The sequence below is a fragment of the Streptomyces sp. UG1 genome (genome assembly GCF_049974585.1).
Lineage (GTDB): Bacteria > Actinomycetota > Actinomycetes > Streptomycetales > Streptomycetaceae > Streptomyces.
This window is the reverse complement of record NZ_JBNGGG010000029.1, coordinates 61,104-79,090: the sequence shown is the minus strand read 5'-3', so window position 1 is coordinate 79,090 and position 17,987 is coordinate 61,104. Positions and strand designations below refer to the sequence as shown.

Sequence of the window (17,987 nt, the reverse complement as noted above, 5' to 3'; positions counted from 1 at the left end):
CGGCGCCCGAGCCCGTGAAGCGTCGGTCAGGGGCGCTCCGTCGGCCCGGGTCTGCGTGCCGGGCAGGGCCGGAGTCGGCTGTGTGCCTCGGCCGGACGTTCTGGCCGGCCCCCGGTCCGTGCGGCGGCGCCCGAGCCCGTCAAGCGTGGGTCAGGGGCGCTCCATCGGCCCGGTTCTGGGTCCCGGGTAAGGCCGGAGTCGGCTGTGCGCCTCGGCCGGACGTTCTGGCCGGCCCGGGTCCGTGCGGCGGCGCCCGAGCCCATGAAGCGTCGGTGAGGGGCTCCGTCTGCCCGGTCCGCGGCACGGGCAGGGCCTGAGCTGCGCTGGGCACCGTCGGCCGGGCGCCTGGGGGTGCTGTGAAAGGCCCGCACGGCACCCCCGGCCCACCCCGGTCCGTCCAGGCAACACCTGAGCCCCGCCGCGAAGCGCCGGTCAGGCGCCCGACGTCCTGGACCGACGCCCTGGAACCGACGACCTGGAACTGATGTCCTGGAGCCGACGTCCTGGACCGACGACCTGGAACCGATTTCCTGGACCGATGTCCTGGAACCGACGCCCTGGACCCCCGCCCGGACAGCAACCCCCGAGTCGGCCTGCGAAACCGCCCCTCAGGCGCCCCGCCCACCCCCGGACCGCCGCCCCAGGAACTCCTCGAACGTGCCCTTGCCCACCGCCCGCTCCGGTGCCAGGTGGCCGCCCGAGCGGAAGCCCTGGTATCCCTTGCCCCACAGGGGGACGCGCACGACGAGTCGCTTGCGGCCGGTCGCCTTGAGGTAGGCGCGGGCCAGGGAGTCGAAGGTCCGCACCTCGGGGCCGCCCATGTCCTCGACCCGCCCGGCCGGGGCCGCCACCGCGAGGTCGGCGAGCCGGTCCGCGACCTCCGCCACCTCGATGGGCTGGTCCTTCACATGGGCCGGGAGCAGCATGACCGGCAGCTTGGCCATGGCCTCCAGCACCCGCACCACCAGGTTGTGGAACTGCGTCGTACGCAGCACGGTCCAGCCCAGCCCCGACTCCTCGACCAGTTGCTCCACGGCGAGCTTGGCCTTGTAGTAGCCGAACGGCACGCGGTCGACGCCGACGATCGAGATGTACACCAGGTGCCGTACGGCCGCCCGCCGCGCCGCCGCGATCAGGTGCCGCGCCGCCTCCTCGTCCCCGCCGCCCGGCGAACTCGCGCAGTGCACGATCGTGTCCACGCCCGCCAGCGCCTCGTCCAGACGGGGACCGCCCTTGCGCAGATCGACGGCGTACGGCTGGGCGTGCCGGCTGAGCACCCGCACCTCGTGCCCGTCCGCGCGCAGCCGCTCGGTGACGAGCCGGCCGAGTGTGCCGGTGCCGCCGGTCACCAGGATCGTGGTCATGCTGTTCAGCCCCTTCGGACGCCGGGCACCCCAGGCTGGAGCGCCCCTCGTGAGCTGGGACCGAGTACCCCGTGCGAAATGTGACAGCCCGCTACGCCCGCGCGAGCTGACGGCGTACGAAGTCCAGCTTGTCCGGATTCACCACGGCCCAGGCGTGCGCGATCAGCCCGTCGCGCACGTCGAGCGCCACCACCGCCAGCAGCGTGTCGCCCGCCCACGCGGCCAGCGCGGTCGCGCCGTTGATCTCGATCTCCGTGAAGCCGATGCCGACCAGGATCGTCCGCGTCGCACCCTCCAGGAACCGGAACACCTTCTCCCGGCCCTCGATCGGCCGCAGGGCCGCCTGGGCCTTGCCGCCGCCGTCGCTCGACCAGACGACGTCCGCCGCCAGCAGCTTCTCCAGCCCGCTGAAGTCCCCCTCGCGGGCCGCCGTCAGGAATGACCTGACCAGCTCCTCCTGCCGCTCGGGCGTCGACTCGAACCGCGCCTGCCCGTCATCCATCCGCCGCACCGCCCGCCGGTAGAGCTGGCGGCAGTTCGCCTCGGTCAGCTCCAGCACCCCGGCGATCTCCCGGTGGCCGTAACCGAACGCCTCCCGCAGCACGTACACGGCCCGCTCGGTCGGTGTGAGCCGCTCCAGCAGCACCAGCATCGCCAGCGACACGGCGTCCCGCTGCTCGGCGGACTCCAGCGGCCCCAGCGTGCCGTCCGAGGTGATCACCGGCTCCGGCAGCCAGGGCCCGACGTACCGCTCGCGCCGGGCCCTCGCCGAGGTCAGCCTGTTCAGGCAGAGGTTGGTGACGACCTTGGCGAGCCAGGCCGCCGGATGCTCGATCCCGTCGCGGTCGGCGCCGCTGAAGCGCAGATAGGCGTCCTGCACGGTGTCCTCGGCCTCGTGGGCGGAGCCGAGCATGCGATACGCGAGGCCGAACAGCCGGGAACGGTGGGTCTCGAACTCTTCGGCGGCCGCGGTGATCGTCATGGCCCCACCCTGCCAGAGCGCCGTCGGCGGCCATGTGGGGACCCGGCGGCGGGCAAGGGCCGTCGTCACCGCCGCCGGGTCGTCTGCGGGGCCGCACTGGAAGAGGGGGCCGAGGGCGAAGAGGTTCCCGCAGGCTCCCGCACCCTAGAGAGGACTAGACCATAGCGTCAATAGGTACGGACCAGCATCAATGGCATTTCCGTGTAGGGGAGTTGAGTGCGTCGGGGGCGGTCGTGGAAGTCCAGTGAGGGAGCCTGTGAGGCAGCCCACACCCTTCGCCTGTATGGACGCCGATCAGGCGTGGCAAACTGGCCCTGTACCAGAAGCAGCGCACTCCGGGGTCGGTGAAAGTCCGAACCGGCGGTTACAGTCCGCGACCCGGTCGCCTCCAGCGGCCGGTTGACCAGGTGAAATTCCTGGACCGACGGTTAAAGTCCGGATGGGAGGCAGTGCGCGGCGGGCGGGCATCCATGCGCGCCGCCGTACCGGTTCGTCCACGAGGCGAGCCCCGTCCGGCGTCGCCCGGTGCTCTCGCTCGTACATTCTGTCGTCATCGACAGGCCCCGGAGTCCGTGCCCGAATGAGGCAGGAGGACCCGGGAAGTGTTCACCGGAATCGTCGAAGAGCTGGGCGAGATCACCGCCGTCGAGACCCTCGACGACGCCTGTCGCTTCCGAGTGCGCGGCCCCGTCGTCACCGACGGCGCGAAGCACGGCGACTCCATCGCGGTCAACGGCGTCTGCCTCACGGTCGTCGACCACGAGGGCGACGAGTTCACCGCCGATGTCATGGCCGAGACCCTGAACCGCTCCAGCCTGGGCGCCCTCGCCGTCGGCTCCCGCGTCAACCTGGAGCGCCCCACCGCCGTGGGCGCCCGCCTCGGCGGGCACATCGTGCAGGGCCACGTCGACGGCACCGGCGAGGTGCTGGAGCGCAAGCCCTCCGACAACTGGGAGATCGTGAAGGTCTCGCTCCCCGCGGACCTGTCCCGGTACGTCGTCGAGAAGGGCTCCATCACCGTCGACGGCATCAGCCTCACCGTCGTCGACGCAGGGCCCGACTACTTCACCGTCAGCCTCATCCCCACCACCCTCGACCTGACCACGCTCGGCCACAAGCAGCCCGGCGACCCGGTCAACCTCGAGGTCGACGTCATCGCCAAGTACGTCGAGCGGATGCTGGGCGACCGGGTCTCCTCCACCGGGGCGGCGGCCCGGTGAACTCGCTGAACTCCGAGGCCTTCGCCCTGTTCGGCCAGCACATCCTCTGGTCGGACATGGTCGGCAACCTCTTCGGTCTCGCCGCCCTCGCCCTCGGCTGGCGGCGCTCCATATGGACCTGGCCCGTGCAGTTCCTCGCCGGCCTGATCCTCTTCGGCGCCTTCTTCGGCCATCTGACCGGCAGCGCCGGCAAGCAGGCCATCGTCATGCTCGTCGCCCTGTACGGCTGGTGGCAGTGGCAGCGCGGCAAGGACCAGGGCGCGGACGGCCACATCAGCGTCCGGTTCGCCACCTGGCGCGAGCGCGCGGCGATGGCCGCCGCGGCCGCCGTCGGCACCGTCGCGGTGGCGCTGCTCTTCGAGGCGTACCCGACCCTGTCCTGGGACCCCTGGCCGGACGCCTACATCTTCGTCGGCACCGTCGTCGCCATGTACGCCCAGGCGCGCGGCATGGTCGAGTTCTGGTTCGCCTGGCTGCTCGTCGACCTGGTCGGCGTCCCCCTCAACTTCGCCAACGGCTACGCCTTCTCCGGCTTCGTCTACGTCATCTACGGCGCACTCGTCCTGTGGGGCATGCGCGACTGGTGGCTGCGCTCCCGCGACGGCGCGCGGCCCGTCCTGGAAGGAGCGCCGGCATGACCACGGCACCTGTTCTGTACAGCACCGACGGCTTCGAGGACCTCACCCTCGACCCGATCGAGCGGGCCATCGCCGACATCGCGGCCGGCCGCCCGGTCGTGGTCGTCGACGACGAGGACCGGGAGAACGAGGGCGACCTCGTCATCGCCGCCGAGCACGCGACCCCCGAGATCGTCGCCTTCATGATGAGCGAGTGCCGCGGCCTGATCTGCGCGCCCATGGAGCCCGAGGAGCTGGACCGGCTCGAACTCCCGCAGATGGTCGAGGACAACACCGAGTCGATGAAGACCGCCTTCACCGTCTCCGTGGACGCCTCCGCCGCCCACGGTGTGACCACGGGCATCTCGGCCTCCGACCGGGCCACCACGCTGCGACTCCTCGCGAGCGGGGAGGCACAGCCGTCGGACCTCGTCCGGCCCGGCCACATCTTCCCGCTGCGCGCCCGGCCCGGTGGCGTGCTGGTCCGCGACGGCCACACCGAGGCCGCCGTCGACCTCGCCCGGCTCGCGGGGCTGCGCCCGGCCGGCGCCATCGTCGAGATCGCCGGCGAGGACGGCGAGATGCTGCGGCTGCCCGAGCTGATCCCGTTCGCCCGCAAGCACGGCCTGACCATCGTCTCCATCGAGGACCTGATCGCCTACCGCCGCGAAGCCGAGCGCCCGAAGCCGGCCCGGCAGGAGGCCGCCCCGGCCGAGCAGCGGCCCGAGCCCACCGTCCGCCGCGAGGCCGAGGTCCACCTGCCCACCGCCCACGGCGCCTTCACCGCGTACGGCTACCGCTCCACCGCCGACGGCGTCGAGCACGTCGCGCTCGTGCACGGCGAGATCGGCGACGGCGAGGACGTCGTCGTCCGCGTCCACTCCGAATGCCTCACCGGCGACGTCTTCCACTCCCTGCGCTGCGACTGCGGCCCCCAGCTGCGGGCTGCCCTGGAACGCATCCAGGACGAGGGCCGCGGCGTCGTCGTCTACTTGCGCGGACACGAGGGGCGCGGCATCGGCCTGATGTCCAAGCTGCGCGCCTACGAACTCCAGGAGCGCGGCCGCGACACCCTGGACGCCAACCTCGAACTCGGCCTGCCCGCCGACGCCCGCGACTACGGCGCCGGCGCACGGATCCTGGCCGACCTCGGCGTGCGCAGCGTGCGCCTGCTGACCAACAACCCCGACAAGACCGACGCGCTGCTCGGCCACGGCATCGAGGTCACCGAGCGGGAGCCGATGCCCGTGCAGGCGGGCGAGCACAACCTGACGTACCTGCGCACCAAGCGCGACCGGATGGGGCACGACCTGCCCTGGCTGGACGCCGCCCCCGAGACCGCGCTGTCCACCTGCACCAACCAGTAAGACCAGAAGAAGCACACCGAGGAGACTCAAGAACGTGAGCGGCAAGGGCGCACCGGAGCTGTCCGTACACAATGTGGGCGACCTGCGGGTCGCGGTCATCGCGGCACAGTGGCACGAGAAGGTGATGGACGGACTGGTGGACGGCGCCCTGCGCGCCCTGCACGACCTGGGGATCGACGAGCCGACCCTGCTGCGGGTCCCCGGCAGCTGGGAGCTCCCAGTGGTCGCCAAGGTCCTCGCGGGCCGCGGCTACGACGCGATCGTGGCCCTCGGCGTCGTCATCCGCGGCGGCACCCCCCACTTCGAGTACGTCTGCCAGGGTGTGACCCAGGGCCTGACCCAGGTCTCGGTCGAGACCGGCGTCCCGGTCGGCTTCGGCGTGCTGACCTGCGACACCGAGGAGCAGGCCCTGGACCGGGCGGGCATCGAGGGGTCCAACGAGGACAAGGGGCACGAGGCGGTGACCGCGGCGGTGGCCACCGCCGCGACTCTCCGCTCAGTATCTGAACCGTGGCGCTAGGTGGACCGGCACTACGCGTAAAGTGGGCGCCACCATGTCCAAGAAGACGTTCGAGGAGCTCTTCACCGAGCTCCAGCACAAGGCCGCAAACGGCGACCCCGCCACCTCCCGCACCGCCGAACTCGTCGGCAAGGGCGTCCACGCCATCGGCAAGAAGGTCGTCGAGGAGGCCGCCGAGGTCTGGATGGCCGCCGAGTACGAGGGCAAGGAAGCGGCCGCCGAGGAGATCTCGCAGCTGCTGTACCACGTCCAGGTGATGATGGTCGCCCGCGGGATCTCCCTGGACGACGTCTACGCCCACCTCTGAGCACCGCCAGCCTCAAGAAGACCCGCACACCGTAAGAGCGAACGAAGGAAGCCGACCTCATGCTGCGCATCGCCGTCCCCAACAAGGGTTCACTGTCCGGCCCTGCGGCGGAGATGCTGCATGAGGCCGGCTACCAGCAACGGCGCGAGTCCAAGGAACTGCGGATCGTCGACCCCGAGAACGACGTCGAGTTCTTCTACCTCCGCCCCCGCGACATCGCCATCTACGTCGCCTCCGGCCAGCTCGACATCGGCATCACCGGCCGTGACCTGCTGATCGACTCCGGCGCCAACGCCGAGGAGATCCTGCCGCTCGGCTTCGCCCGCTCCACCTTCCGCTTCGCCACCAGGCCCGGCATCGTCGGCCACGACCTGGCGGACCTCAGCGGCAAGACGGTCGCCACCTCCTACGAGGGCATCGTCGCCAAGCACCTCGCCGACCACGGCATCGACGCCTCCGTCGTCCACCTCGACGGCGCCGTCGAGACCTCCATCCAGCTCGGTGTCGCCCAGGTCATCGCGGACGTCGTCGAGACCGGCACCTCGCTGCGCAACGCCGGCCTGGAGGTCGTCGGCGAGCCGATCATGAAGTCCGAGGCCGTCGTCATCCGCCGCACCGGCACGGACGGCGAGGATCCCAAGGTGCAGCAGTTCCTGCGCCGCCTCCAAGGCGTCCTGGTCGCCCGGACGTACGTGATGATGGACTACGACTGCCGCGTCGAGCAGCTCGAGAACGCCGTCGCCCTCACCCCGGGCCTGGAGTCCCCGACCGTCTCGCCGCTGCACAACGAGGGCTGGGTCGCCGTCCGGGCGATGGTTCCGGCCAAGGAAGCCCAGCGCATCATGGACGACCTGTACGACCTCGGCGCCCGGGCCATCCTGACCACGGCCATCCACGCCTGCCGTCTGTAGAGAGCCAGCGATGTCCGAACTGCCTGCCCTTCCCGTCACCTTCCGGCCGGGCCGCACCCGGGCCGTCCTGCTCACCGCGGGCGCCGCGATCTTCGTCGTCATCACGGCGGTCGCGCTGCTGCTGGAGAAGCTCGGCCCGGGGGAGCGCCTCAGCTTCATCCTCACCGGCGCGCTGATGTCCGGCGTGCTGGCCATGCTGGCACGCGTGAAGGTCGTCGCCGACGAGTCCGGCGTCACCGTGGTGAACATCGCCACCAAACGCCGTCTGGACTGGGCGGAGATCCTTCAGGTGAACCTCCGCCCGGGTGACCCCTGGGTGTTCCTCAATCTCAGCGACGGCACCAGCCTGCCCGCGCTCGGCATCCAGCCGGGCATCGCCAAGCAGCGCGCCATCGCCGACGCCCGCACCCTGCGGGCGCTCGCCGAGGCCCGTGCCATCAGGGAGCCCGAGGACCATGAGGGCTGACTCACAGGGCCATCGGGCTCACGGGGAGACGTTCACCCTGACGTAAATCGCGATGTCTTGATTAATCTGTTGGCGGAGGCGTTTTCGTGGCGCCTCCGCCACTGATGTTCCGACCTGATGTCCCAACCGGTCCTCAGAGGCCCCCCTGCTACCCGAGGAGTGATTCCCTCCAGCGATGGACGGATCGTCCTGTAGTACCTGCGCCGCCCCCTCCCGACATACCGGGGCGGCGGCATCATGAGCATCCCCTTGCTGCTCCTGGCAGCCGCGTTCCTGCTGATTCTCGCCAACGGCTTCTTCGTGGCGGCCGAGTTCGGCCTGGTCACGGTCGAGGCGACGGACGCCGAGAAGGCCGCCGCGGAAGGCGACCGACGGGCCCGCCGGGTGGTCGAGTCGCTCAAGGAACTGTCCTTCCAGCTCTCCGGCACCCAGCTCGGCATCACCATCACCTCCCTCGTGGTCGGCATGCTCGCCGAACCGGCGCTGGCCGACCTGCTGGGCGGCCCGTTCACCGCGATCGGCATCCCCGAGGGCGCGGTGCCCGGTGTCGCCGTGGTCGTCGGCATGCTGCTGGCCTCGGCCGTGCAGATGGTGATCGGCGAACTCGTGCCCAAGAACTGGGCGGTGTCCCGGCCGATGCAGGTCGCGCGCTTCGTCGCCGGCCCGCAGCATGTCTTCGCGCGCCTGTTCCGCCCGGTGATCGCCGCGCTGAACTCGGTCGCGAACCGTCTGGTCCGTGCCCTGGGCATCGAGCCCGCCGAGGAGCTGGCCTCCGCCCGCACCCCCGGCGAACTCGTCTCCCTGGCCCGGCACTCCGCCCAGGCCGGCGCCCTGGAACAGGACACCGCGGACCTCTTCGTACGGACGCTGTCGCTCGGTGAGCTGACCGCGCAGCACGTCATGACGCCGCGCGTGAAGGTGAGCGCACTGCAGTCGTCGGCCACGGCCGAGGACGTGGTCAACCTGACGCGCGCCACGGGCCTGTCCCGCTTCCCGGTCTACCGGGAGAAGATCGACGAGATCGTCGGCATGGTCCATCTGAAGGACGCCCTGGCGATCCGTTCGGGTGAACGTCTGCGCACCCCGGTCGGCCGTATCGCCCGCCCGGCGCTGCTCGTCCCCGAGACCCTGCCGGTCCAGCCGCTCCTGGCCCAACTGCGCAGCGAGCAGCCCATCGCGGTCGTGGTCGACGAGTACGGCGGCACCGCGGGAGTGGTCACCCTGGAGGACATCGTCGAGGAGATCGTCGGCGAGGTCCGCGACGAGCACGACGGCCAGGACCTGCCCGAACTCGCCGCCGCTCCGCCGGAGGACGGCCGCCTGGCCTGGGACGCCGACGGAAGCTGCCGTGTCGACATCCTCCAGCGCATAGGACTCGATGTGCCCGAGGGGCCGTACGAGACCGTCGCCGGACTGGTCGCCGACCTGCTCGGACGCATCCCGGCCGTCGGCGACAAGGCGGAGCTGCCGGGCTGGCGGCTGTCGGTGCGCCGGGTCGGCCACTACCGCGCCGAGCGCGTCCGGCTGGTGCGGACCGGGGCCGTGGTGGAGGTCGCCCGATGAGCGTCCTCCAACTCGTCTTCGCCGCGCTGCTCGTGCTCGCCAACGGCTTCTTCGTCGGCGCCGAGTTCGCCCTCGTCTCGGTCCGCCGCAGCCAGATCGAACCGCTGGGCACGGCGCGGGCCCGCAAGGTCCTGTACGGCCTGGAGCGGCTGCCGGAGATGATGGCGGCGGCCCAGTTCGGCATCACGGTCTGCTCCCTGACGCTGGGTGCGGTCGCGGAGCCCACGGTGGCACACCTGCTGGAGCCGCTGTTCGAGTGGATCCACCTGCCGGAAGGCATGATTCACCCCCTCACCTACGTCATCGCACTCGCCGCGGTGGTCTTCTTCCATCTGGTCATCGGCGAGATGCTGCCGAAGAACCTGGCGATGGCGGCGCCGGAGAAGGTCGCGCTGTGGCTCAGCCCCGGCCTGGTCTACTTCGCCCGCTTCTGCCGGCCGATCACCGTGGCCCTCGGCGCCGTCGCCCAGGCCATCCTGCGGCTGTTCCGCGTCGAGCCGAAGGACGAGGTCGAGGCGGTGTTCACCAGCGAGCAGCTCAACCGGCTCGTCGAGGACTCCGGCCAGGCCGGACTGCTCGACCCGGAGGAGCAGGAGCGCCTGGAGGACGCCCTGGAGCTGGGCTCGCGCCCGGTGACGGACGTGCTGCTCAAGCGCGAGTCCCTGGTCACCGTCAGCCCCTCGGTCACCCCCGGGCAGATCGTCGCGCTCACCGCCCGCACCGGGTACTCCCGCTTCCCGGTGGCGGCGGAGACCGGCGCCTTCATGGGCTACCTGCATGTGAAGGACGTACTGGACCTGGAGGAGTCGGAGCGCGCGGTACCCCAGCAGGTCTGGCACCCGATGACGACCCTGCGCTCCGAACTCCCCCTGGACGACGCCCTGACGGTGATGCGCCGCGCCGCGACCCATCTGGCCCAGGTGGCCGACGCGTCCGGCAAGGTCCTGGGGCTCGTCGCGCTGGAAGACGTACTGGAACTCCTGGTGGGCGAGGTACGGGACCCGGCGCATCGGGAGGTGCCGGAGGTGCGGGTGACGGGGCCGCGGGTGAGCAGAGGGGAGCCGGAGGGGGCGTTGGCGGGCTGAGACACACCGCCGCCGACCCGGCGGCACCGCATCCCAACGCAGCCTGCGGGCAGTCGTGCCGCTGGGGCGGCACGGGTGGGCGCAGGCGGCACCCCCGCCAGCGCGGGCGAGCGACCCCACCCCCGGCGGCAACCAAGGCGCCGGGCACAGCGAAACGCGGATCACATGGCCGACCCCACCACCGGCGGCAACCAAGCCGCCGGGCACAGCTCAACGCCGCTCACATGGCAGACGGATCCTGCGGCCCCCGCCCCGACAGCACTTCCCCATACGCCTGCATCAGATCCGGCAACCGAAGTGTCGACAAGTCGTCCCTCGTCAACGCCCCCGGATAAGTCGTCAACCGCAGATCCCGATACGCACAGCTCTTCTCGTACAGCGTCCGCAGGAACCGCCCGTTGCCCAGCTCGTCGATCCACCCCTGGTCGACCACATGCCCGGCGATCGACCGCAGCTCGTCCAGTGCCTCCTCGTCCCACACGTCTCCGTTCTCCCCGGCGAGCACCTCACCGATCGAGGTCAGTTCGAGGGGACGGTACGAGGGGAAGTCGACCCGGGTCGTGAAGCGCGAGGACAGACCGGGGTTCGCGGCCAGCAGCCGGTCCATGCCCTCGGGATAGCCGGCGAGGATCACCACCAGGTGGTCCCGGTTGTCCTCGGCCCGCTTCAGCAGCACCTGAAGGGCTTCGTCGCCGTACGCGTCGCCCTTGCCGTAGCCGGTGTTGGACAGCGAGTACGCCTCGTCCACGAACAGCACGCCACCGAGCGCGGAGTCGATGAGCTCGTTGGCCTTCACGGCCGTCTGGCCCAGATACTCGCCGACCAGATCGGCCCGCTGGGCCTCCACGAGATGGTCGCCGCCGAGCAGCCCGAGGGCGTAGAAGACGCGGCCCAGGATGCGCGCGACCGTGGTCTTGCCGGTGCCCGAGGGGCCGGAGAAGACGAAGTGCCGTTTCGGCGGCTGCACCGGCAGCCCCTGCCCGGCCCGCAGCCGGGCCATGTTCAACTGGGCGGACAGCGCCTTGACCTGGCGCTTGACGGGCTCGAGCCCCACCATGCGCTCGAGTTCGGCGAGCGCCTCCTCGAGTAACTGCGGATCGGTCGGACCGGCGGGCAACGGTTGCGACGGTACGCCCGTCTTCTGGCGCACCGCCGGATCCGCCACCGACGACAGCGGCCCGGCCGGCGGCAGGTCCGGGTCGGACAGCTTCAGCTCCCGGCCCTCGGTGCCGAACAGCGGGTCAAGACCGTCGGGCCCGTCGGCCATGTCCCCGCCGAACCCGGTGAGCGTGATCGCCGCGAGGTCGGTCGGGTCGTCGTACCCGTCGCCCTCGGCGATGGCCGCGAGCCGGGCCGAGGTGTCCATGAAGGCGGGGTCGACTCGGTGCACCGCGCGGTAGAGGGGGAGCGCGGCCGCCGACCGGCCCGTGCCCTCGTGCGCCCGCGCCAGCCAGTACCGCAGCTCCTTGCGCTGCGGCTGCTCGCTGCGGCACCGCATCAGCGCGGCCGACAGCAGCGGCTCGGCCTGCCCGTACATCTCGAGGCGCACCCGCGCCATGCCCCCGAACAGGCCGGCCTCGATGCCGAGCATCGGATCGTCGAGCAGTGGGTCGGTGTGCCGTACGAGCTGCTCCCAGTCCTTGACCAGATAGGCGCGGCAGGCGTGCAGGAAGCGGACCTGGTGGTCGGTGTCCACGGGCGGGAGCCCGGCGAGCGCCCGGTCCAGCTCCGGGACGTGCCGGCCGTCCAGCCAGTGCGAGGCGTGCGCCAGCAGCAGATCGCGGGGGCTCTCCAGGACCGGCTGCACCCACCAGCCCAGCCAGTACCAGGAGTTGAGCGTGCGCCGGTGCCGGGCGCGCTGCTCCCCGAAGCGCTCCCGGTGCCGGAACATCCGCAGCAGCGCCGTCGTCGTGTCGACGCGCAGCGCGTGCAGGCCGAGCCAGCCGTCGGCCATCCCGGGATCGATCCGCACCGCGGTACGGAACTCCTCCTCCGCCTGTGGATACGCGCCCATCGTGTAGGCATCCACACCTCGCAGCCAGGCGAGGTCGGCCGGGGCCTCGGGGCCCTGCGTGCCGAAGTCCATCACGTCCCCCACAAACCGTGCCCCCGTCGGTTGGCCGGCCGCTCGCCCGTCGGCCACCTTGATCGAACGGCCGTACCGTGGACCGGAGTTGCAACGGTGCGCAGAGCAGCCGTCCGTAGGGCGCACCGAGGGCATCGTACCTGCGAGGGCGTGGCCCGCCCCAGGGTGCCGCACCGGCCGTTTGGCGAGGTGGGAGCAGATCCGGGGGAGCGCGCTCGGTGACCGAGGGTGAGCAAATCGCGCCTCTCGGCGCCCGGAAAAAGGGATCAGGGTAGAACGAAGCCCCCGATCACGGGGGAACAACCGGGGGCTTCGCGTCTTCGGGCGGTCTCGAACGACCGCACATTGAGAACGTAAGTCCTGTACGGCCCCCGGGTCAAGCCGAGTTGAGGCACTCCGGGAACTTGGCCGACGGGGTTCTTCACAAGTTCAGCACATTGCCGATGGGTCGTCACCCTGCGTGATGGGCTGGTCCGGTCCAACTGTCCCGGCAGGCCCGGGAGTCACCTCATATCCCTTTCCGCGCTGTCGGACCAGAAGGCCGGCGAAAGGCCTGGAAGGGTCGTCGGCGAAGTGTCTGCGCTCCGCCCTGACCCAGCCTTCCCAGAACTCCCGCTGCTCCTCCCCGTCCCGTGAGCGCCCCCGGGCCCAGGAGTCCTCGTGCGGCAGCTCCATCCAGGCCAGCTCGGCGAGATACGGACGCAGCGCGCGGCGGCCGGCGCCGACGCCCTCGATGACGATCACCGGGGCGGGCGGCAGGGGCAGCGGCGGTCCGAAGCGGCGGGCCCGCCAGTCGTAGGGGGTGTAGTGGGCGGTCTCGCCGCGCGAGAGAGGTGCGATCACCTGGGTCAGCAGGCGTCCGGTCCACTCGAACAGCTCGTCGTGGCTGGCGATGTCGTCGAGGTGCAGCACCGGGGCGTCGTCCAGCGCCCGGGCCAACTGCCCGGCGAACGTGGACTTTCCGGAGCCGGCGTGCCCGTCGACGCCGATCAGGCGGACGGGGCCGCAGGACGGCGGGAGGCGGCGGAGCCGGGTGGCGAGGGCGTGAATCGTCTTTCCCGAAAGCGAAGCGGAGGTGGGCATATTTCGTTGGAACATTCTAGTAGCGGGCGAAAGCGGATGGGGCGGCGGGCGGCGGCGAGAAGAGAAAAGGTGTCGCTTTGAACTAGCCGGCCGAGGTCCGCAATGCAGCCGAAAAACTCCGGCCACCACGGTGAAATCCACGTTCCGGTTGAGGCCCACGCTGAGTAGGGTGCCTGGTGCGCAACTGTGGGATGACGTAACGGGGATGGGCTGGGACACATGGCCGCTGGGTTATTCGAAGGGCAGTATGTGTGGCATCCGGCGGCCGACGACCGCGTGCTGGCGAGCGTATGCGTCGATGTCCGCGCCGGGCGCTATCTGAGCGCCCGCGACGCCCTGGCCGAAACCCGCGGTGACTTACGGCTGCGGGCCCACCGCTCCCTGGTGCTCGCCTCGGAGGCCGCCGACTCCGACCTCGTCGAGCGCTGGCTGGCGGAGGAGCCCGGCCCGGAGGCCGCGCTGATGTGGGCGCGGGTCGCCGTGCTGCGGGCGCTGCGCGCGGCCGACGCGCACGACCCGCGCACCGAGGCGCTGGAGCGGATAGCGCTGGCCGCCTGCGACCGGGCGGCGACGGTGGGCGGCGCCGACCCCACCCCCTGGGTGGCCAAGCTGGCCATGGCCCGGCTGCACCAGCTGCGCGAACCGGCACCCCGCGGACTGCTCACCGCACCGCCCGGACCCTGGCGCCTGTTCGCGCACGTCCTCTCGCTCGACCCCTGGCACCGCGAGGCCCACCATCGCTTCCTGGCCAGCTACTTCCCCCGCTACGGCGGCTCCGTGACCGCCGCCTGGGACGTCGCCGCCTTCCTCGGCCAGCGCGCGCCCGCCGACTCACCGCTGCGCCTGCTTCCCCTGGTCGCCCTCGTCGAGTGCTACGACCCCACCCAACTGCTCGCCGACCGCGTCTGGGAGCAGCCGCAGTGGCGCGCGACCGCCCTGGCGATCCACCACCACTGGCTGCCCACGGTGGCCGGCTACCCCTTCACTCCGGTCCTCGACCTGGCCTACCTCGCGCACGCCCTGGTCATGGCCGGGTGCGAGACGCAGGCGCGCGCCGTCTTCACGGCGATGGGGCCCTACGCCTCGCGCATGCCCTGGTCCGTCTTCGGCGACCCGGCCGAGCAACTGTCCCGGGCGCGGCGCGCCTGCGGGCTGCCCGTGCCGACCGCCTGACGGACCGCCACCCCCCACCGAGAGAGAGGTCCGGACCGTGTCACAACGGATATCCGCACGGCGCGCACGAGCGCACGGGGGAGCGGATCCGATCGCGCTCGACGATGACGCCACACTGCATGCGATGGGTTATCCGAGAAAACTCACGAGGCGCTTTCAGGCGTTCGACAATTTCGCCATCTCGTTCACCATCATCAACATCATCTCGGGTATCTTCTCGGGTTTCGGGTTCGGTCTGAACGCGGGCGGTCCGAGCATTCTCGTCTTCGGCTGGATCGGCGTCTCCGTCATGGTGCTCTTCGTGGGAGCAGCGATGGCGGAAGTCGCCTCGGCCTATCCGACGAGTGGCGCACTGTATTTCTCCGCCGGGAAACTCGCCAAACGGCACAAGGGCGCCTGGTCCTGGTACACCGGCTGGCTGAACTTCGTCGGCCAGGTCGGCGGCACGGCCGCCACCGGGTACGCCGCCGCCACCTTCATCCAGGCCTTCATCGCCCTCCAGTGGCCCTCGTACGAGGCGTCCGGCCACCGCACGGTGCTGATCACGGCCCTGATCATCGTGGTGCAGGGGCTCGCCAACACCTACACCGTGCACCTGGTCGCCGTACTGAACCGGATCTCCGTGTGGTGGCTGCTCAGCGGACTCGTGGTGATCGTGACCGCCCTGATCGTGATTCCCGATCACCATCAGCCGGCTTCCTACGTCACGCATTTCGCGAACAACACCGGTTTCACCAGTGCCCTTTACGGCGGGATGCTCGGACTGCTGGTGACGAGCTGGACCTTCACCGGCTTCGACGGCAGCTTCCACATGTCGGAGGAAACAGTCCGCGCGACGGTGAACGCGCCGAAGGGGATCACCCGGGCGATCGGATACTCGGCAATCGCGGGACTGCTGCTGATGCTCGCATTGGTCTACAGCATTCGTGACGAGGACCGAGTGGCGAGCGCCGACGCACCGCCCGTGCAGATCCTGATCGACGGGCTCGGTGTGGGCACCGCGAAGGTGCTGCTGCTGATCGTGATCGGCGCGATGCTCTTCTGCGGCCTGGCCAATCTCACCAGCAACACCCGGCAGATCTTCGCCTTCTCCCGGGACGGCGCGATGCCAGGCTCCCGCTGGTGGCACTCGGTCTCGCCGCGCACCCGCACGCCCGTCAAGGCGGTGTGGCTGGCCGTCTGCTGCTCACTGGCGCTCGTGGTGCCGGGGTGGTGGTCGCACACGGCGTTCACGGCCATCGTCAGCGTCAACGTGGTCGGGCTCTTCCTCGCCTACGCCGTGCCGATCCTGCTGAGGCTGCGGCTCGGCGACGAGTTCCAGCCCGGCCCCTGGCACCTGGGCCGCTGGGGCAGGCCGGTCGGGATCGTCGCGGTGACCTGGATCCTGCTCAGCAGCGTGCTGTTCATGCTGCCGCAGGCCTCGCCGGTGACCGTCGACTCGTTCAACTACGCGCCGGTCGCCCTGGTCGTCGTCCTGGGCGTGGCCACGGTGTGGTGGTGCACCACCGCCCGCCGCCGCTTCCACGGCCCGGTCAGCTACGGCCGTCCCGACGAGGTCGCGGCGATGGACCTGGTCTGAGGGGCTGTCATCGATCCCGGTGCACACCGTGGCGGCGGTGTGCACCGGGGCCCGATCGCTCATCCCGCCCCGCCCGTAGGACGGTTGAGGCCACGGGACATCATCAGCATTGGTGCCAGTGGCCGACACCAATGTTCGTAGCCACGCCAGGGGCCGAAGTGCTGGTAGCGGCTGCCTCGTGCGGTCATAGTTGGCGGACAGCCGTGCACAGGAGCCGCCGAATCGGACACCTGGGAGTCTTCCGCCCATGAGCAGAGCCGAACAGCCGTCCCGCAGAACCGTCCTCGCCGCCGCGGTCACCGCGGCCGTGGCGGGCGCCGCGAGCCCGGCGGGCGCCGCCGACGAGCCGGCCGATGCCACCGCCGACACCCCGGCCCGCACCGTCGACAACCGCGCCTGGACCACGTACACCGACTGGCGCACCGGCACCGCGACCGGCACCCGCGCGGTGGCGGGCAAGCGCCCCGGCATCGTGATCGCCACGCCCGCGGGCATCACCGACCACACGGACCCGCACACCGGCAGAACCGCCCGCTGGGAGTACGCGACCTGGACCTCCCCCGTCCACCGGCTCGGCGTCCCCGCGACCGAGGCGATCGCCTCCTGGAACGCGCGCACCCCTGACGGCACCTGGCTCCAGATCGAACTCTCGGGGACCTACTCCGACGGCACCGCGACCCCCTGGTACGTCATGGGCCGCTGGGCCGCCGGCGACCAGGACATCCGCCGCACCTCGGTCGACGACCAGAGCGACGGCAAGAGCAGCGTCTGGACCGACACGTTCGCCATCGACGACCCGGCGACCGGCCTGCGGCTCGCCTCGTACCGGCTGCGGCTGACCCTGTACCGCAAGCCCGGCACGAAGCTCACCCCCACCGTGTGGCGGGCCGGCGCGATGGGCTCCGACGTCCCCGACCGCTTCACCGTCCCGGCCTCCGCCCCCGGCCTGGCCCGGGAACTGATCGTCCCTCGCTACTCGCAGGAGATCCACATCGGCCAGTACCCGGAGTACGACAACGGCGGCGAGGCCTGGTGCAGCCCCACTTCCTCGCAGATGATCATCGAGTACTGGGGCGGCCGGCTCACCCGCGAGCAGCTGGCCTGGGTCGACCCGTCGTTCGCCGACCCGCAGGTCTGCCACGCGGCCCGGTTCACCTACGACCACCAGTACGAGGGCTGCGGAAACTGGCCGTTCAACGCCGCCTACGCGGCCACCTTCGAGGGCCTGCAGGGCGTCGTCACCCGGCTCGGCTCGCTCACCGACGTGGAGAGGCTGATCGCGGCCGGCATCCCGGCCATCACGTCCCAGTCCTTCCTGGAGGCGGAGCTGACCGGGGCGGGGTACGGCACCGCCGGGCATCTGATGACCGTCATCGGCTTCACCGCCGACGGCGACGTGATCGCCAACGACCCGAACTCACCGAGCAACGAGGCGGTGCGGCGCGTCTACAAGCGGCGTGAGTGGGAGAACATCTGGCTGCGGACCAAGCGGTACAACGCCCAGGGCAAGGTCGTCTCCGGCACCGGAGGCGTCTGCTACCTCTACTTCCCGGCGAGCCCGACCCCGCGCCAGCGGGCCGCGCTCGCCGCGGTGGGAGTGTTGTGACCTGACGCACATCGGGCCGCTTATCGGGCATATGTCGACCCTGTTGTCCAATAGTCCT

General features: G+C 70.9%; 16 protein-coding genes and 1 riboswitch. Of the genes, 12 read left to right on the top strand and 4 right to left on the bottom strand.

The features are described from left to right. Positions 1-608 precede the first annotated feature (608 nt). Both ACP4J3_RS29850 and ACP4J3_RS29845 read right to left on the bottom strand, forming a co-directional pair. Positions 609-1,364: an SDR family oxidoreductase gene (locus tag ACP4J3_RS29850; protein ID WP_426539153.1), complete on the bottom strand. Its 756-nt coding sequence runs from the start codon at positions 1,362-1,364 to the stop codon at positions 609-611. A 91-nt stretch (positions 1,365-1,455) separates the two neighbouring features. Continuing rightward, positions 1,456-2,346: an RNA polymerase sigma-70 factor gene (locus ACP4J3_RS29845; RefSeq protein ID WP_426539152.1), complete on the bottom strand. Its 891-nt coding sequence runs from the start codon at positions 2,344-2,346 to the stop codon at positions 1,456-1,458. A 326-nt stretch (positions 2,347-2,672) separates the two neighbouring features. Further along, a riboswitch (FMN riboswitch) is annotated at positions 2,673-2,803 on the top strand. 145 nt (positions 2,804-2,948) lie between these two features. Here ACP4J3_RS29845 and ACP4J3_RS29840 point away from each other — a divergent pair. The 9 genes from ACP4J3_RS29840 to ACP4J3_RS29800 all read left to right on the top strand — a co-directional run bounded on the left by ACP4J3_RS29840 (position 2,949) and on the right by ACP4J3_RS29800 (position 10,402). Beyond that, positions 2,949-3,566 carry a riboflavin synthase gene (locus tag ACP4J3_RS29840; protein WP_426539151.1) on the top strand — a complete coding sequence of 206 codons (618 nt, stop codon included), beginning with the start codon at positions 2,949-2,951 and terminating at the stop codon, positions 3,564-3,566. Further along, entirely contained in the window at positions 3,563-4,204 is a 642-nt protein-coding gene (locus tag ACP4J3_RS29835) for a nicotinamide mononucleotide transporter family protein (RefSeq protein WP_426539150.1), read from the top strand. Before ACP4J3_RS29840 ends, ACP4J3_RS29835 begins: the two co-directional genes overlap by 4 nt. Further along, on the top strand, positions 4,201-5,550 hold the full coding sequence (locus ACP4J3_RS29830; RefSeq protein WP_426539149.1) for a bifunctional 3,4-dihydroxy-2-butanone-4-phosphate synthase/GTP cyclohydrolase II: 1,350 nt from the start codon (positions 4,201-4,203) through the stop codon (positions 5,548-5,550). The genes ACP4J3_RS29835 and ACP4J3_RS29830 overlap by 4 nt, the downstream gene beginning before the upstream one ends. 34 nt (positions 5,551-5,584) lie before the next feature. After that, entirely contained in the window at positions 5,585-6,070 is a 486-nt protein-coding gene (ribH, locus tag ACP4J3_RS29825) for a 6,7-dimethyl-8-ribityllumazine synthase (RefSeq protein WP_426539148.1), read from the top strand. A gap of 34 nt (positions 6,071-6,104) precedes the next feature. Continuing rightward, entirely contained in the window at positions 6,105-6,377 is a 273-nt protein-coding gene (locus tag ACP4J3_RS29820) for a phosphoribosyl-ATP diphosphatase (protein ID WP_031486114.1), read from the top strand. Between the two features lie 59 nt (positions 6,378-6,436). Continuing rightward, the gene (hisG, locus tag ACP4J3_RS29815; RefSeq protein WP_426539147.1) at positions 6,437-7,288 is read left to right on the top strand and encodes an ATP phosphoribosyltransferase; all 852 of its coding nucleotides are present in this window, start codon (positions 6,437-6,439) and stop codon (positions 7,286-7,288) included. 10 nt (positions 7,289-7,298) lie between these two features. Beyond that, positions 7,299-7,754 (top strand): PH domain-containing protein, encoded by a 456-nt coding sequence (locus ACP4J3_RS29810; RefSeq protein ID WP_426539146.1) that lies wholly within the window; start codon positions 7,299-7,301, stop codon positions 7,752-7,754. Between the two features lie 237 nt (positions 7,755-7,991). Beyond that, the gene (locus ACP4J3_RS29805) at positions 7,992-9,317 is read left to right on the top strand and encodes a hemolysin family protein (protein WP_426539145.1); all 1,326 of its coding nucleotides are present in this window, start codon (positions 7,992-7,994) and stop codon (positions 9,315-9,317) included. Further along, the gene (locus ACP4J3_RS29800) at positions 9,314-10,402 is read left to right on the top strand and encodes a hemolysin family protein (protein ID WP_426539144.1); all 1,089 of its coding nucleotides are present in this window, start codon (positions 9,314-9,316) and stop codon (positions 10,400-10,402) included. Before ACP4J3_RS29805 ends, ACP4J3_RS29800 begins: the two co-directional genes overlap by 4 nt. 220 nt (positions 10,403-10,622) lie before the next feature. On the opposite strand, the gene ACP4J3_RS29795 is transcribed toward ACP4J3_RS29800, so the two are convergent. Continuing rightward, entirely contained in the window at positions 10,623-12,488 is a 1,866-nt protein-coding gene (locus ACP4J3_RS29795; protein ID WP_426539143.1) for an AAA family ATPase, read from the bottom strand. A 429-nt stretch (positions 12,489-12,917) separates the two neighbouring features. Further along, on the bottom strand, positions 12,918-13,571 hold the full coding sequence (locus ACP4J3_RS29790; RefSeq protein ID WP_426539142.1) for a uridine kinase family protein: 654 nt from the start codon (positions 13,569-13,571) through the stop codon (positions 12,918-12,920). A 219-nt stretch (positions 13,572-13,790) separates the two neighbouring features. Here ACP4J3_RS29790 and ACP4J3_RS29785 point away from each other — a divergent pair, with 219 nt between their 5' ends. The 3 genes from ACP4J3_RS29785 (at position 13,791) to ACP4J3_RS29775 (ending at position 17,929) form a co-directional block, all read left to right on the top strand. Further along, complete coding sequence (locus tag ACP4J3_RS29785) at positions 13,791-14,744, top strand: hypothetical protein (protein WP_426539141.1); 954 nt, start codon at positions 13,791-13,793, stop codon at positions 14,742-14,744. 37 nt (positions 14,745-14,781) lie between these two features. Then, entirely contained in the window at positions 14,782-16,323 is a 1,542-nt protein-coding gene (locus ACP4J3_RS29780) for an amino acid permease (RefSeq protein WP_426539140.1), read from the top strand. A 247-nt stretch (positions 16,324-16,570) separates the two neighbouring features. After that, a complete protein-coding gene (locus ACP4J3_RS29775; protein WP_426539139.1) occupies positions 16,571-17,929 on the top strand; it encodes a peptidase C39 family protein in 1,359 nt (452 codons plus the stop codon). Positions 17,930-17,987 lie beyond the last annotated feature (58 nt).

Bases quoted from the DNA above. Each gene is read 5' to 3' on its own strand.
- ACP4J3_RS29810 (WP_426539146.1), top strand. From the start codon at position 7,299: ATGTCCGAACTGCCTGCCCTTCCCGTCACCTTCCGGCCGGGCCGCACC.
- ACP4J3_RS29850 (WP_426539153.1), bottom strand. From the start codon at position 1,364: ATGACCACGATCCTGGTGACCGGCGGCACCGGCACACTCGGCCGGCTC.
- ACP4J3_RS29830 (WP_426539149.1), top strand. From the start codon at position 4,201: ATGACCACGGCACCTGTTCTGTACAGCACCGACGGCTTCGAGGACCTC.
- ACP4J3_RS29820 (WP_031486114.1), top strand. From the start codon at position 6,105: ATGTCCAAGAAGACGTTCGAGGAGCTCTTCACCGAGCTCCAGCACAAG.
- ACP4J3_RS29790 (WP_426539142.1), bottom strand. From the start codon at position 13,571: ATGCCCACCTCCGCTTCGCTTTCGGGAAAGACGATTCACGCCCTCGCC.
- hisG (WP_426539147.1), top strand. From the start codon at position 6,437: ATGCTGCGCATCGCCGTCCCCAACAAGGGTTCACTGTCCGGCCCTGCG.
- ACP4J3_RS29805 (WP_426539145.1), top strand. From the start codon at position 7,992: ATGAGCATCCCCTTGCTGCTCCTGGCAGCCGCGTTCCTGCTGATTCTC.
- ACP4J3_RS29795 (WP_426539143.1), bottom strand. From the start codon at position 12,488: ATGGACTTCGGCACGCAGGGCCCCGAGGCCCCGGCCGACCTCGCCTGG.
- ACP4J3_RS29785 (WP_426539141.1), top strand. From the start codon at position 13,791: ATGGCCGCTGGGTTATTCGAAGGGCAGTATGTGTGGCATCCGGCGGCC.
- ACP4J3_RS29845 (WP_426539152.1), bottom strand. From the start codon at position 2,346: ATGACGATCACCGCGGCCGCCGAAGAGTTCGAGACCCACCGTTCCCGG.
- ACP4J3_RS29775 (WP_426539139.1), top strand. From the start codon at position 16,571: ATGAGCAGAGCCGAACAGCCGTCCCGCAGAACCGTCCTCGCCGCCGCG.
- ACP4J3_RS29800 (WP_426539144.1), top strand. From the start codon at position 9,314: ATGAGCGTCCTCCAACTCGTCTTCGCCGCGCTGCTCGTGCTCGCCAAC.